This is a genomic window from Oribacterium sp. NK2B42, from assembly GCF_000424445.1.
GTDB lineage: Bacteria > Bacillota > Clostridia > Lachnospirales > Lachnospiraceae > Oribacterium.
Window position 1 is genome coordinate 36,855 of sequence record NZ_AUJX01000016.1, and the last position, 14,485, is coordinate 51,339.

13 protein-coding genes are annotated in these 14,485 nt (G+C 43.9%); 1 reads left to right on the plus strand and 12 read right to left on the minus strand.

Annotated features, from left to right (window positions below):
• Nucleotides 1–103 precede the first annotated feature (103 nt).
• Complete coding sequence (locus G625_RS0107070) at nucleotides 104–1,759, minus strand: polysaccharide deacetylase family protein (RefSeq protein ID WP_242826608.1); 1,656 nt, start codon at nucleotides 1,757–1,759, stop codon at nucleotides 104–106.
• Nucleotides 1,760–1,907: 148 nt separating this feature from the next.
• On the opposite strand from G625_RS0107070, the gene G625_RS0107075 reads away from it, so the two are divergent.
• Nucleotides 1,908–2,762 (plus strand): DegV family protein, encoded by an 855-nt coding sequence (locus G625_RS0107075; protein ID WP_029200566.1) that lies wholly within the window; start codon nucleotides 1,908–1,910, stop codon nucleotides 2,760–2,762.
• A 61-nt stretch (nucleotides 2,763–2,823) separates the two neighbouring features.
• On the opposite strand, the gene G625_RS0107080 is transcribed toward G625_RS0107075, so the two are convergent.
• The 11 genes from G625_RS0107080 to xseA form a co-directional block, all read right to left on the minus strand.
• Nucleotides 2,824–3,759 (minus strand): peptidylprolyl isomerase, encoded by a 936-nt coding sequence (locus G625_RS0107080; RefSeq protein ID WP_442852566.1) that lies wholly within the window; start codon nucleotides 3,757–3,759, stop codon nucleotides 2,824–2,826.
• Nucleotides 3,760–3,829: 70 nt separating this feature from the next.
• Nucleotides 3,830–4,288 (minus strand): divergent PAP2 family protein, encoded by a 459-nt coding sequence (locus G625_RS0107085; RefSeq protein WP_029200568.1) that lies wholly within the window; start codon nucleotides 4,286–4,288, stop codon nucleotides 3,830–3,832.
• 6 nt (nucleotides 4,289–4,294) lie between these two features.
• Complete coding sequence (gene glgA / locus G625_RS0107090; RefSeq protein ID WP_029200569.1) at nucleotides 4,295–5,740, minus strand: glycogen synthase GlgA; 1,446 nt, start codon at nucleotides 5,738–5,740, stop codon at nucleotides 4,295–4,297.
• Nucleotides 5,741–5,819: 79 nt separating this feature from the next.
• The gene (recN, locus tag G625_RS0107095; RefSeq protein ID WP_029200570.1) at nucleotides 5,820–7,484 is read right to left on the minus strand and encodes a DNA repair protein RecN; all 1,665 of its coding nucleotides are present in this window, start codon (nucleotides 7,482–7,484) and stop codon (nucleotides 5,820–5,822) included.
• An 84-nt stretch (nucleotides 7,485–7,568) separates the two neighbouring features.
• Complete coding sequence (gene argR, locus G625_RS0107100) at nucleotides 7,569–8,018, minus strand: arginine repressor (RefSeq protein ID WP_029200571.1); 450 nt, start codon at nucleotides 8,016–8,018, stop codon at nucleotides 7,569–7,571.
• Between the two features lie 144 nt (nucleotides 8,019–8,162).
• Nucleotides 8,163–8,981: an NAD(+)/NADH kinase gene (locus G625_RS0107105; RefSeq protein ID WP_029200572.1), complete on the minus strand. Its 819-nt coding sequence runs from the start codon at nucleotides 8,979–8,981 to the stop codon at nucleotides 8,163–8,165.
• 135 nt (nucleotides 8,982–9,116) lie between these two features.
• The gene (locus tag G625_RS0107110) at nucleotides 9,117–9,935 is read right to left on the minus strand and encodes a TlyA family RNA methyltransferase (RefSeq protein ID WP_029200573.1); all 819 of its coding nucleotides are present in this window, start codon (nucleotides 9,933–9,935) and stop codon (nucleotides 9,117–9,119) included.
• A gap of 133 nt (nucleotides 9,936–10,068) precedes the next feature.
• The gene (gene dxs / locus G625_RS0107115) at nucleotides 10,069–11,958 is read right to left on the minus strand and encodes a 1-deoxy-D-xylulose-5-phosphate synthase (protein ID WP_029200574.1); all 1,890 of its coding nucleotides are present in this window, start codon (nucleotides 11,956–11,958) and stop codon (nucleotides 10,069–10,071) included.
• A 14-nt stretch (nucleotides 11,959–11,972) separates the two neighbouring features.
• Nucleotides 11,973–12,950, minus strand: coding sequence for a polyprenyl synthetase family protein (locus tag G625_RS0107120; protein ID WP_029200575.1), 978 nt, complete (start codon nucleotides 12,948–12,950; stop codon nucleotides 11,973–11,975).
• The gene (xseB, locus tag G625_RS0107125; RefSeq protein WP_029200576.1) at nucleotides 12,934–13,146 is read right to left on the minus strand and encodes an exodeoxyribonuclease VII small subunit; all 213 of its coding nucleotides are present in this window, start codon (nucleotides 13,144–13,146) and stop codon (nucleotides 12,934–12,936) included. Before xseB ends, G625_RS0107120 begins: the two co-directional genes overlap by 17 nt.
• Nucleotides 13,139–14,485 carry an exodeoxyribonuclease VII large subunit gene (xseA, locus tag G625_RS0107130; RefSeq protein WP_044931935.1) on the minus strand — a complete coding sequence of 449 codons (1,347 nt, stop codon included), beginning with the start codon at nucleotides 14,483–14,485 and terminating at the stop codon, nucleotides 13,139–13,141. Before xseA ends, xseB begins: the two co-directional genes overlap by 8 nt.

Below are 14,485 nucleotides of genomic sequence, written 5' to 3' on the forward strand. Positions count from 1 at the left end.
AGTACATGAAAGTAGTATAGCACTCAGATTTTTCCATTGCAAGTAGTAAATTACTCATAAGTTCAGCCGGGGCATCTTATGCCCCGGCTGAACTGTTTCGTCGTTAGTTCCAAGTAATCGGAGTAGGACGTCTGGTGTCAAACACAGTACTTACGTCAAGAATATCCGAAAGCTTGTTATCCTCGCCTGAATAATCCATCCACAGTCTGTAACCATCCAGGTTGCGGCGACCCTGTCTTACTGCGTCCTCAGTATACTGAACCCACACAGGATTTGAATCTACATTACAGAAATAATCAAAGCCCGCAGCCTTAAGCATATTGAACTTATCATTTTCTGTTGAATACGGATGCCAGTCACCGATATCTGCTCCGAAAGGATAAAGAATGATATCGCAGTTGCCCGGCATAAGAGACTCAACATTGCGCTCCCATCTGTCGGTATCCCTCTGAAGATCTGCAAGCTCTCTCTTCGTAAAGTTGATGTGACCCCAGCTGTGGGAAGCAAGCTCATAACCGTCATCCACAAGAGCCTGGAAAAGCTTCTTTACAGTCTCTCTGTCTTCTGCGATGTTAGGATTGGCCTTCATGTTAGGATCACGATTCTCGGAGGACTCATCATAGGTTTCATCTGTACGGTAACCGAGAACACCGTTATAACCGGTAAATGCCATGATAGCCTTGGCTCCTCTGTAGGAGAAGTCGGGATGAGCCTCAACAAAGTTATCAAGAATAGGAACTATATCATAATCTCCGATGGAGACATTACCCTGTGCATCAGTGTACTGGAGCTTCAGCTTTCCGTTCTCATCGAAAACCATCTTATCTGCAAAGCCCTTGCCTTCCATGTACTCATAGTAGCAAACATCATCCTCTGACATAACAAAGGCTTTCTTGCCTTCCGGAAGCATTATCTGCTTCTTAACCATCTTTCTCGTGCCGTCCTCCTGTGTCTGCATCTCAGCCATATCATGAAGGCCAACCAGAACATATCCTCTGTCATACATCTGCTGAATGATAGCCTCAAACTCAGGAATGGTGGTCATTACCTGGTTGAAGTCCTTTCCGGCAGCATCGTTTGTAAATGCTCTTTCAGTATCCACACAAAGAATATGGAAGAAAACATGTGTGATCTGTGAGTTGTCAAACGGAACGCAGGCTGCCTTCTGTGCTTCATACTCCTGAATCTTTGCCTGTACTTCCGGACTCTCTGAAAATTCCGATGTGCTTAATGTCTCCACCGCGGCATCATAGTCATACATCATAGCCTGTCTGTCGCTCTGAGCTATGAGCTCTGTAAGAGCCTGTGCCGGTTCTTCTTCGGCTGCGGCAGTTGTTTCTGCTTCAGTCTCGACAGGTGCAGTGGTTTCGGTTTTTGAGCTGTTTCCGGGATTTCCGAAGAGACCGGACAGATTAAGATTTCCGGTTCCGATAAGTACAACAAGAACCAGCAGCAAGATGATGTCAACCGCAATGAAAGCATGGGTCATACGCTTCATCTTGCGCTTTCTGGAACGCTCTCTGTGACGGTTTCTTATTTCTTCACGTCGTTGAGCAAGCTTTTCTTCAAAAGCTTTTTCATTCACGGGGTCATCCTCCATGTAATCGAAAGAGTTTGATCCATGATCATTTCCCTGTTGGTAAGATGATTTCTGTCCCTGTATCGCATCAGAACCTTCGGGGGTGATGCGCGTTACATTATCTATGATTTCATCATCACGGTTCCGGCTGTTTTTTCTTGAATAATCTTTCAGGCTCATTTATCCCTAACCCCTTTTGTTAAAAATAATACATACGAATTCTAATTTTAACGCTAAATCAACATAAGGGCAAGGTCATTGACATGGTTTTCTCATTTGCTATATAATATGTAGTAATGAAAACTACGTCATGAAACGTGGAGGTTATATGGATTATAGAATTATTGCTGACAGCTGTTGTGACTTAACACCGGAGCTTAAGGCAGACGGACATTTTTTGATCGTCCCCCTTACTCTGGAGATAGGTTCCTATTCTGTCATTGATGATGAGAATTTTGATCAGGCGGATTTTCTTAAACGTCTCAGAGAATCACGCGAGGGTGCCAAAACCGCATGTCCTTCACCTGAAGCCTACAAGCAGGCTATCGTGGACAGTGATGCAGATGAGGTTTATATATTAACCATTTCAGAACATCTTTCAGGTTCGTATCAGGCTGCTGTTGTGGGGGCACAGATGTATGAAGAAGAATTCCCTGACAGCGGAAAGAAGATAAAAGTATTCAGCTCCGATGCCGCAACCGCGGGAGAGCTCAACCTGTGCATCACCGTTCAGGAGCTTAAAGAGTCAGGTAAAAACTTTGATGAAGTTGTAAAGCTTATCGAAGAAAAAATTCAGACCATGCAGATTTTATTTGTATTAGGATCTCTTGAAAATCTGCGCAGGAACGGACGACTTTCAACAGTCAAGGTATTTCTTGCATCAGCACTTAATATAAAGCCTGTCATGGTTGCGGTTCACGGGGTTATACATAAGCTTGAACAACAAAGAGGTGTCAACAAGGCCATCAAACGTATGCTGCAGCTGGCCGTAGAACGTGCAGGCGGTCCCGAAGTAACCAAGGATAAGCTTCTGACCATCACCCACGTCAATAACCTTGAGCGCGCAGAATATGTCAAGGAAGAGATTCTGAAGCTTGCCAGCTTCAGAAGGATTGTCATCGCAAACACCATGGGAGTTTCAACGGTATATGCAGAGGATGGCGGCATTGTAGTTGCAATTTAAACTTAGAAGCCATAGGGGACGGTTCTCGCCGGCGAGAACCGTCCCCTGTTGTTTTTTCAAATCAATCAAGAATTATATTTTCGTCAAAAATCGAAAAGAAATTATCAGCCTTGCTTTCACTGCCGGCAGTAAGGTCTATATCCTTCCAGAAATCAGATCTGAATCTGATTATATGTTTATCTGTATAGCCGTTAAATGCTTTGAAAAAGGCTTCTGTCTTTTGGGCATTCTGTATGAGGACTTTATTTTCGGCAGTAGCTTCTTCATCATAGGAATTGATACATTTTATGATGTGATACTTTCCGTCCTGTTCTACCACACCGGATATCTCACCCTGTTCAAGGGCGAAAGCCGTATTGAATCTTGCGTTATGTTCATCGACTCTTGAAAGGGTCTTTTCAATCTCCGGGTCTTCGCTGTTCTGTCTCGCATAGTAGGCAAAGTTCGCGCCTTTGACATTAACCTTTTTAACAAGATCTTCTGCAGTTTCTTTATCCGAAACTATGATCTCCTGAATCCTTATGACTTTGACATCGGCATCTGCTATTTCTTCATCCGCTTCGGATACAATGTATTGAGCTGTCTTGCAGGCCAGAAAATATTCGTTATACATGGCGATGACATCTTCCAAAGAACAATTTCCCATAACCTTTTTGTCCTCTTCGGTAAGTCCGTCATAAAACTCACCGGAGATTCTTCTGATGGCATCCATATCGGCAGCAGATGCCACGATACCGGTTTCTTTGGCTATGAGATTAAGAGTTTTAATATCCTCAAGAAACTCTTTCATCCTGGATATAAAATAAGGTCCGTAGGAAGTCTCCTGTTCTCCTTCGAGAGGCAGCTCCCAGATAGATGAGCCCAACGCATTCTGATACCGGTTCCTTTCTGAAAACAGAACCAGCCTGCACTGTGCTTCAGAATACTCATCAATCGCTTCTGTCCTGCCGGTTATCTCTACACCTTTACACGAAACTAAGCTGCATGCCAAAAGCATGCAGCTCAGTAAATACAATATCTTTCTTTTAATTCTTGTGATAATCATATGTTGGAAAATTCTGTAATCTCTAATATCTTGTCTTTACCATGAAGGCTACCAGGATACCAAGGAGAGCTCCCATAAGCACCTGCAATGGTGTATGTCCGACATACTCCTTGAGCTTCATCTCAAACTCTTCGGGTTTCCAGTTAAAGGGGTTGTCTTCCAGCATCTTATTGAGAAGCACAGCCTGTTTTCCTGTCTCTCTTCTGACTCCTGTAGCATCATACATTACAACACTTGCAAGTACAAAGCATATTGCAAAAATCGATGAAGACATACCATGTTCAATGGCCGCCGCTGTAGTCATAGAAACCACGAAGGCGGAGTGGCTGGAGGGCATGCCTCCCGAGCCCGTCATCCTTTCCCAGTTAATGGTTTTATTAAAATAAGCATCGATCATTGTTTTTATGATCTGAGCAAGAAGCCACGCGACAACCGCAGTTACAAGCATATAATTATTTAACAAGTCATACGTAAAATTCATCTAAAATCAATATCCTATCAACCAATCGTATAATTCCTGATACTTCAATGCAGAAGTTCTCCATGAGTAATCGGTTGCCATGGCACGATCTACCATCTTGTTCCAATCACGCTTACGATCATAGTAGATCTTCTCTGCATAACGTATCGTATTGAGCATCTCATGAGCATTGTAATTGGTGAAGGAGAAGCCTGTTCCCTTATCCTCATACTCATTGAATGGCTCTACTGTATCTCTCAGACCACCTGTTTCTCTGACTATGGGAACAGTTCCGTATCTAAGTGCGATAAGCTGTGAAAGACCGCATGGTTCAAAAAGTGAAGGCATGAGGTACGCATCACAGGCACCGTAAATCTTATGGCTTATTTCATTGGAATAATAAATCTGAGCAGATACCTTATTACTATACTTCCAGCCGTAGTGACGGAACATATTCTCATACTTCTCATCACCGGTTCCGAGAACCACAAACTGAATATCGTCCTGGCAAAGCTCGTCCATGATACATTCAACGAGATCAAGTCCCTTCTGATCAGTAAGTCTGGAAACGATACCGATCATCATCTTTCCGGGATCCACATCCATATTCCAATCCTGCTGAAGAGCCCTCTTGTTTTTTGCTTTTTCTTTACGGAAGTTCTTTGCACTGTAATTGAAATTCAGGTACTTATCAGTCTCCGGATTCCACTCATCATAATCAATTCCGTTTACGATACCGCGGAGATCATGCTCCCTTGCTCTCAAGAGTCCATCGAGACCTTCACCGTAGAATGGCATCTTTATTTCTTCCGCATAGGTGTCGGAAACAGTTGTGATGGCATCGGCATAAACGATACCTCCCTTAAGGAGGTTACCGTCCTTCTTGCACTCGAGCTTATCAGAAGTGAAATAATAATCACTTAACTGAGTGAATCTCTGAATAGTCTTAACATCCCAGACACCCTGGAACTTCAGGTTATGGATGGTGATAACCGACTTTATGGAACGGTAGAACTCCCCGCCCGCAAACTTGTCATGTAAAAGAACAGGTACAAGACCGGTCTGCCAGTCATGGCAATGGATCAGATCCGGATGCCAGTCAAGTAAAGGCAATGCTGAAAGCGCTGCATAACAGAAGAAGCAGAATTTCTCAAGATCCCAATACCAGTCACCATAAGGTCTGTCGCCTGAAAAATATGACTCATTGTCAATGAAATAATAGGTTACTCCGTCTTTTTCATATTTAAGAACACCTACATAGCGGGACTGCCCGAGATAATCCATGTAAAAGTGTGTAACATACTCCATCTTCTGACGCCATTCCCATGGAATGCACATGTACTTAGGAATCATTACACGACAATCATAATAACGCTTATCGATGGTCTTCGGAAGAGAACCAACAACATCGGCAAGTCCGCCGGTTTTGATAAAAGGAACCGATTCCGATCCAAGCATCAATATATTCTTCATATTTTTGCAGCCTCCCAACTTTTATTAGGTTTAAGTATCATCTTGTAAAATTTAAGAATACACAATATAACTTCTACTATTATACTTCTTTCAGCCTGTCATTAGCAAGTTTTTTAAGCTCTCTGGCATTGGCAAGAACAGCATCCGTAACTCTGCCTCCAGCAAGAAGTCTCGCAAGCTCCATAACGGATTCATCATCAGACAGTCTTCTGATATCCGTATGAGTATGTCCGCCCTCAGAAAGCTTTTCTATACAGAAATGTATATTGGCCTTTGCCGCGATCTGAGGCAGATGGGTTATCAGTATAACCTGGTGATTCTGAGCTATCTTTTTTAGCTTTTCAGATACCTTCTCCGCCGTTCTGCCGGAAATACCCGTATCTATCTCATCAAAGATAAGCGTAGGTATCTCATCAGTATCAGCCAGCACAGTTTTGATTGAAAGCATTATACGGCTCAACTCACCGCCGGATGCAACTTCACTTAAAGGTCTCACCGGTTCTCCCGGATTCAGACTTACCACAAAGTGTGCCTCGTCCTTTCCGTTTGATCCGGGCTCCTTAAGCTCCGAAAAAACCATATCAAAACGGACATCAAGGAATCCCATTTCCGTCATTTCGGATCGAATTCTTTCACACAGTATCTCGGCACCTTTTTTTCTTTTGGCTGTCAGCTCCCCACAGAGCTTTAAAAGTTCTGTTTCGGATTTTTTCAGCGCCTTTTGGCACTTCTCTCTTTCCGCATCATAATCTTCCAGCAATCTGAGTCTTTCCTGTTTCATCAGGAGAGCTGTTTCAGCTTTTTCCACTGTACCTCCATACTTGGCCATGACTCCACGGATATAATCAAGACGCTCTGTGATTTCCTGAAAGTCTTCCTCGTCAAAATCGTTTTTATCGAGGTAATGATCCAGCTCCCTTATGGTATCTTCGGAAATAGACTGAAGATCATACAGACTGTCGCTGATGTTCTGCAGGCTTTCATCATAGTTAAGGGCTTCCTGTATGGACTTTATGGCTGTGCTGAAATCAACCTCATCCATTACGGCTCTTGCCTTCTGAACAGAACCATAGATTTTTTGTATATTCTGGTATTTCTTATATTTCAGGGCGAGCTCCTCTTCTTCGCCTTCCTTAAGCTCTGCCTTCTCGATGTCTTCGATTTCGAATTTAAGGAAATCCAGTTCCCGGAGTCTCTCCGCTTCGTTCATATCAAAGCCCGCAAGCTTACCCTTGATAGCGGTATATTCATGATATTTATCGCTTATGTCTTTTCTTAAATCCGCAGTATCCTTAATCTGGAAATCATCAAGAACCTTAAGATGATAACCATCCCGGAGCAATGACTGATGTTCATGCTGTCCGTGAATGTCTATCAGAAGCTCGGTAACTTTTCTCAGTTTTGAAAGAGTTGCGGTTTCATCATTGATCTTGATTTCCGATCTTGTGTTGGAAATCTTTCTTTTGATGATAACCTGTCCGTCCTCCGGCTCAACATCAAGGGCACGCATCTCCGCTTCCTGATGCTCACTGAGTCCGCCGAAAACTATTTCAACAAAGCCGGATTCCTTTCCGCTTCTGATCATATCTTTGTTGGCCTTGGAACCAAGGCACAGATTGATGGATCCTATCAATATGGACTTACCTGCACCGGTTTCACCTGTAAGGATATTGAGCCCGGGTCCGAACTCAACCTCCGCAGAATCAATCAGTGCAAGATCTTTTACATGTAGATGATATAGCATTTTGTCTCCTCTTTTAACAGTTCAGCAGGTGAACTGTTACATCTCTTTAAGTTTCTTTATCATCCGGTAAATATCATAAATTCATCAGCCCATTATTTCCCGGATACGTTTCTTTATATCTTCCGCATCCTGGGCATTTTTCATGGCGCACATGATAGTATCGTCACCCGCAAGGGTTCCGACAATTTTCTCAAGTCTGAACTGGTCCAATGCCGCAGCAACTGCATTGGCCATGCCTGACATGGTACGGATAACCAGAAGATTTCCGGCAGTATCCATACTCATGAGTGCTTCCCTCAGAACTCTTATATATTTCTCAGAGTATACCTGTTCCTCTTTTTCGATGATCTTGTAATACTGGACTCCGTCATTGTCCGCAACCTTACTGAGCTTAAGCTCCTTGATATCTCTGGATACGGTTGCCTGAGTGACCTTATATCCTTCTTTTATCAGAATATCCGCAAGCTCTTCCTGTGTACCTATGCGCATGCGGCCAACAAGCTCAATTATTTTCTGGTGCCGTGATTTCTTCATCTCAGCTCTCCTTCGTCTGCTTTATCCCGATAGTTTCTGTAATTGTTTAATGCTTAAGCCGTAGGATCTTCGGCTTCAATGTATTCTGCAGGAACACATCCGCCGACGGTCAACGGTGAGTTTTCGCTTCCCGACTTACACAGGTCATCGTTCACTGTCCAGCTTTTCCCTAAGGGTCTCAAGGAAGCTTCCTTCTCTTAATTTGATAAGGGTTGTGAGCTCATTTGCTTTACGTACTGTAACAAGATCACCCTCCTGTAGCTCTATCACATGCTCACCATCAAAGGCCACCATCTCTCCGGGTGATTCGATGGTTATCTCTATACGGCTTGAAGCCGGTAATACAACAGGCCTGCTGCTCGTACTGTGGGCACATATGGGATTCATGATGATCACCGGTGAACCGGGTGCCACTATAGGTCCGCCTGCAGACAGATTGTAGGCTGTTGAGCCTGTAGGAGTGGCGAAAAGAATTCCGTCCGCTATATAACTGCTGAGGAACTTCCCGTCACACACAACAGAAAACTTTGTAACCATGATGCCTTTACTGCGGGTGATAAGTATTTCGTTAAGTGCGGTTCCCCTGCCTATGACTTCACCGTTACGTCTCAGACTTCCGTGAAGCATGCCTCTTACATCTCTCAGATAGTCATGTCTTATAAGTCTGTCCAGAGCTTCCGGTATCTGTTCCTTTTCAGATACTTCAGTGAGATATCCGAGATGCCCTGCATTAATACCAAGTATGGGGGTGTCCTGACCCCTCAGTACTCCGGCAACTCTTAACATAGTGCCGTCACCGCCGATGCTGACGATGGCATCGGCATCGTTGAAATCGTCTCTTGTATAGTTTTCCTGAAGAAGTGCCCTGTGGTGAACTCCCCTTGAATCAAGATACTCTTCAACTGTCTTCAGAAAATCCAGGGCTTCTGTTTTACTTTTATTTACTACCAATATTACATTCATGTTAGTCTCGATATATATATCAGATCTGATTTAGCTTGGCACTCCCCCGGGGATTTCTGTTCTCAGGGAATATCCTTCAAGCCATAGTCACAATGGATCATTTAATTTCCTGCATATCAGGTGATGCTTTAACGATCACTTTATATCCAGCATATCGTGTGATGCATCAACGATCTTTACAGCCTCATCATGAAGCCATGTAAGATCTGTTTCTTCGCTTTCCCCGGGCACAAGCTCAGCAAGATACTCGATATTGCCCTCCGGTCCTTTTATGGGACTGAAGGTAAGTCCTTTGAGAACAAATCCTATGGAGTAAGCAAAGGATAATGTCTTTTCAATGACTTCGGTATGAACCTTTTTGTCACGGACAACGCCTTTTTTCCCAACCTGGTCTCTTCCGGCTTCGAACTGCGGCTTAATGAGACAGACCACCTGGCAGTCATCATTGATAAGAGTTTTCACAACGGGAAGCACCAGCTTCAGACTTATAAAGCTTACATCGATGGAAACAAGGCTTGCCTTCTCACCGAGATCCTCGGGGGTCACATATCTTATGTTGGTTTTCTCCATACATACAACACGTTCATCATTTCGAAGCTTCCAGTCAAGCTGTCCGTGTCCAACATCAATGGCAAAAACCTTTACCGCTCCGTTCTGAAGCATGCAGTCTGTAAAGCCTCCGGTGCTGGCGCCTATGTCAAGGCAAACCTTTCCTTCACAGGAAACCCCGAATTCCTTTATGGCTTTTTCAAGCTTCAGACCTCCTCTCGAAACGTAAGGAAGTACATTGCCTCTTACCTCGATGGAAACCTCCGGATCAAAGGTTGTTCCGGCCTTATCCTCCTTTTGTCCTTCAACATATACGATTCCTGCCATTATAGTACGTTTTGCTTTTTCTCTTGACTCCGCAAGACCTTTGTTCACAAGCAAAACATCCAGTCTTTCTTTCTTCAATACTATCCCCTTTATAATTTACAAGACATATCTCAGACTGACCTCCATCTTTCTGAGATGTTGTGCAAATATCTTTGTATGATCACATATTTTAGCCTTTTTATACAGACTACAGTATGCACATCCTGCATCATCAATCCTGTTTTGTACCTTCACATCCGAAATCAATGATGCCCTTTTCATTGAGAAGCTTCATGACGGATTCACTGTCAATATGAAGTCCTTCCCTGAGTTTTGTAACATTACCATGCTCCACGTATTTGTCGGGAAGGGTTACAGTCACAACTTTTATCTCAGGATGGTTTTCCAGAACATACGCCTGAACCTGTATTCCGAAACCGCCCTGCTTGACATTTTCTTCAAGCGTAACTATGACCTTATGGTCTTTAACAAGCTCATCGATCATATGTGTATCTATGGGCTTAACAAAGCGGGCATTGACCAGTGTGAGATCATAGCCTCTCTTTAATGCCTTGTCTCTGATATGTTCAGCTGTGGAAACCATGGAACCTGCCGCAAAAAGGGCAATGTCTCTGCCTTTATAAATAAGCTCTGACCTGCCATATTCTATTGGCTCCTTAAACTCACTGAGTCCCTGATAAGCCACGCCTCTCGGATATCTGATGCTTATGGGGAGAGGATACTTCATGGCAAATTCCATCATCATCTCAAGCTCCCCTGCATTCTTCGGTGCCATGACCGTCATGTTGGGGATGGAGGTAAGGAAGCTGTAGTCAAAAATACCCTGGTGAGTCTCTCCGTCAGAACCCACAAGTCCTGCTCTGTCTATGCAGAAAACCACAGGCAGTTTCTGAAGGCATACATCATGAACTATCTGATCGTAGGCTCTCTGAAGGAAGCTTGAGTAAACCGCAAAAACAGGTTTGAGTCCGTTGGAAGCCATTCCGGCTGCACTGGTTACTGCATGCTGTTCGGCTATTCCCACATCAAAAAACCTTTTGGGAAATTCCTCTGAAAATCTGGTGAGTCCCGTACCATCCGGCATAGCCGCAGTGATTCCGACAATTTTTTTATTGTCCTTTGCAAGCTCGCAGATTTTGTCTGAAAATACTTCCGTATAGGTCTTTCCTCCGTTTGAGAGAGTTTTTCCGGTGTTAATATTAAAAGGAGAAACCCCGTGATATCTTGCAGGGAATTTTTCCGCAGGTTTATAACCCTTGCCCTTCTTGGTTATCACATGCACAAGAACGGCATGATTGATACGCTTTGCTTCATTAATGGTGCGTTCAACCTCTTTTATATTGTGACCGTCTATGGGACCGAGATAAGTGATGCCCATGTCTTCAAAAAGCATCCCCGGAATGACCAGCTGCTTAAGCGAGTTTTTCGCCTGCTGTATCTGATGAACGAGAGCTTCACCCACCACGGGGACCTTCAGAAGAGTTCCTCCCACATCCACCTTCAGACGGTTATATCCGCTGTCAGAACGAAGGCCGTTGAGATACTTGGACATTCCGCCTACATTTTTGGATATGGACATCTTGTTGTCATTTAAGACAATTATGAAATTCTTCTTCATGCGGGAAGCGTTGTTGAGACCCTCGTAAGCGAGACCGCCGGTGAGAGAACCATCTCCGATGACGGATACCACTGTATAGTTTTCGCCTTTTATATCTCTGGCTTCCGCAATACCCATGCCCGCGGAAATGGATGTTGAGCTGTGACCGGTGCCGAAGCAGTCATAAGGACTTTCGGCACGCTTTGGGAATCCGCTTATACCATGGTACTGCCTTAGCCCGTCAAAATCATCCTTCCTGCCGGAAAGGATCTTGTGGGTGTAAGCCTGATGTCCAACGTCCCAGACTATCTTATCCTTGGGAAGATCAAGAGCTCTGAATAAACCGATGGTCAGCTCAACCACGCCGAGATTTGACGCGAGATGTCCGCCGTACTCAGAGGTTTTTTCTATTATAAATTTTCTGATTTCGGAAGCCAGCTGCTGAAGTTCCTTATCGTTGAGCTTCTTTAAATCAGCAGGTCCGTGTATATCATCAAGTAGCATTTCGATAACTTTCTTTATTTTTTACGATGGATCAGAATACCCGTAAGTGAAATGATGAAGTCCCGGGCGTCTTCATTGACACCCTCTAACTCTGTGAAACTGTCAATAGCTTCATGGGAAAGCTTTTTCACCTCAGCTCCGGCTTTTTCAAGTCCGTAAATAGAAACATAGGTGGTTTTCTGATTTTCTTCATCAGAATGTATGGGTTTCCCAAGTTCTTCCACTGTACTTGTTTCGTCTAAAATATCATCCTGTATCTGGAAGGCCACGCCTATCTTTTCGCCGATACCGGAAAGCTTTTCGAGATCGGCTTCCGAAGCTCCGGCAAGTACTGCTCCTGTCATGAGAGCACACTGAAGAAGCGCACCGGTCTTTAATCTGTAAATGAACATAAGCTGCTCATCACTAAGGGATTTTCCTGTCATTTCCACATCAACTGTCTGACCGCCCAGCATTCCATAGATGCCGGATTTTCCGGACAGGATATTTACAGCCTTAACAAAAGCTTCAGAGGCTTCCGCCAATGTTTCTGCCGGAACGTAAGCCTCTCCGGATTTTACTTTTTTAAGCTGAATGTCAAAAACCCGTGATACCAGTTCAAAGGCATAAAGCATAAGCCCGTCTCCCGCAAGAGTACCCATATCCTCGCCATATTTAAACCAGGTGGATTCCCTTCCTCTTCTGTACTTGTCATTATCCATACAGGGGAGGTCATCATGACAAAGACTGAAGGTGTGAATCATCTCCAGTGCAGTCATAAAGGAATGTACCACCGGAAGCATGAACTCATATTTTTCACTGCTCATCTTATCTTTATAAAGCTCAAAGCTTTTCAGCATGAGCATGGGTCTTATGCGCTTCCCGCCTGCCTCTACAGAATAATCCATGGCGTCTATTACAAGCTTCTGAAGACCCTCCCTTTCAGGAAGATATGACTCTATAATTTCATTTATATTCTTAACTGTAAGCTCAAATTCATGAGAGAATTCCATCTTCATCCAACACCTTTACCTGTTTTTCGATCTTATCGATACTGTCCGAAGCTTCCTTCAAAAGAGTTACGCCCTTTTTATACATTTCAAAGGTCTTCTCAAGGCTGTCTTCTGTTTCCATATTTCCTATGATCTCATCAAGTTCCGAGAATACTTCATTTAAAGGTTTTTTATTTTCAAGGTCTTTCTCAGCCATTAATGCTTCCTCCATCAATACTCTCAACCCTGCTCTTAATGCTTCCGTCCTTCAGGGTTGTTGTGATCTCTGAGCCAATGCTTACATCCTTCACACTTGAAACCTTGCCTCCGTCTTCCTTCTGAATATATCCGTAGCCGGTGGAAAGTTTACGTAAAGGACTCACTGCCTCAAGCTTTTCCGTTTGAAGCAAAAGCCGGTGTTTTGATCTCTCAAGGCTTTGCTTCATCATGGAAGGCAGATGCTCATAATCTCTCAGCCTGTTCCTGAACTTCTGCAGGCGGTCTTTCATGATTGTTTTAAACTCATCGTATTCTTTTATCCGTTCTTTTTCCTTTAGAAGTTTATCCTGCATCAGCTTCTGAAGCTCATTTTTATACATCAGCTCCCGCTTTTGAAATTCATTCAGAATATTTTTCGGACTATGCCGGTTCAGCTTCAGTTTATACATGGATACCCTTTGGCGTTCATCCTGAATATGCTCAGACATGGCAGCATCAAGAGTCGCACGATATCCGGAAAGATCATCAAAAAACTTGTTAATATCGAATACTGCAAGTTCAGCTCCCGCGCTCGGGGTCGGAGCCCTGAGATCGGCCACAAAATCCGCAATGGTAGTATCTGTTTCATGCCCCACGGCACTGATGATAGGTGTGTCGGCATCAAATATTGCCTGAGCCACTATCTTTTCATTAAATGCCCAGAGATCCTCGATGGAACCACCGCCTCTTCCGACGATAATGACATCAAGTCCCATGAGATCCAGGGTTTTGATACCTCTGACAACAGACTCGGCAGAGCCTTCGCCCTGAACCTGAGCGGGATACAGAGTGATATCCACATATGGATTACGTCTTTTCGCAATCTGAATGATATCTCTGACAGCCGCACCGGTCTTCGCGGTAACAACACCTATCTTTCCGGCATATTGAGGAATGGGTTTCTTGTACATCTCATCAAACATCCCCATCTCGGAAAGTTCTTTTTTCAGCTGTTCAAACTTTACATAGAGATCTCCGAGTCCGTCGGCAGTGAAGCTTTTGGCATATATCTGATAGCTTCCGCCCCTTTCATATACACCCACATTTCCGGTGCACAGGACACTCATGCCATCCTCTAATTTAAACTGAAGCCCCGCACGGTCTCCGGCAAACATGATGCCGGAAATCTGCGAAGCTGTATCTTTTAATGTAAAGTAAATATGACCTGAAGAATGATACTTCAGATTTGATATCTCGCCCTTTATGGTGATACCCGAAAGGGCAAAATCCTGAGCGAACATATTGGCAATGTAGCGATTCAGTTGGGAAACCGAATACGCTCGAATCGGCTTATTCAT

Excerpts from the sequence above, each read along its gene's own strand:
- glgA (WP_029200569.1), bottom strand. The coding sequence starts at position 5,740 with ATGAAGAATATATTGATGCTTGGATCGGAATCGGTTCCTTTTATCAAA.
- dxs (WP_029200574.1), bottom strand. The coding sequence starts at position 11,958 with ATGCTACTTGATGATATACACGGACCTGCTGATTTAAAGAAGCTCAAC.
- G625_RS0107070 (WP_242826608.1), bottom strand. The coding sequence starts at position 1,759 with ATGAGCCTGAAAGATTATTCAAGAAAAAACAGCCGGAACCGTGATGAT.
- argR (WP_029200571.1), bottom strand. The coding sequence starts at position 8,018 with ATGAAGAAATCACGGCACCAGAAAATAATTGAGCTTGTTGGCCGCATG.
- xseA (WP_044931935.1), bottom strand. The coding sequence starts at position 14,485 with ATGAATAAGCCGATTCGAGCGTATTCGGTTTCCCAACTGAATCGCTAC.
- G625_RS0107085 (WP_029200568.1), bottom strand. The coding sequence starts at position 4,288 with ATGAATTTTACGTATGACTTGTTAAATAATTATATGCTTGTAACTGCG.
- xseB (WP_029200576.1), bottom strand. The coding sequence starts at position 13,146 with ATGGCTGAGAAAGACCTTGAAAATAAAAAACCTTTAAATGAAGTATTC.
- G625_RS0107105 (WP_029200572.1), bottom strand. The coding sequence starts at position 8,981 with ATGAATGTAATATTGGTAGTAAATAAAAGTAAAACAGAAGCCCTGGAT.
- G625_RS0107080 (WP_442852566.1), bottom strand. The coding sequence starts at position 3,759 with ATGCTTTTGGCATGCAGCTTAGTTTCGTGTAAAGGTGTAGAGATAACC.
- recN (WP_029200570.1), bottom strand. The coding sequence starts at position 7,484 with ATGCTATATCATCTACATGTAAAAGATCTTGCACTGATTGATTCTGCG.
- G625_RS0107120 (WP_029200575.1), bottom strand. The coding sequence starts at position 12,950 with ATGGAATTCTCTCATGAATTTGAGCTTACAGTTAAGAATATAAATGAA.
- G625_RS0107075 (WP_029200566.1), top strand. The coding sequence starts at position 1,908 with ATGGATTATAGAATTATTGCTGACAGCTGTTGTGACTTAACACCGGAG.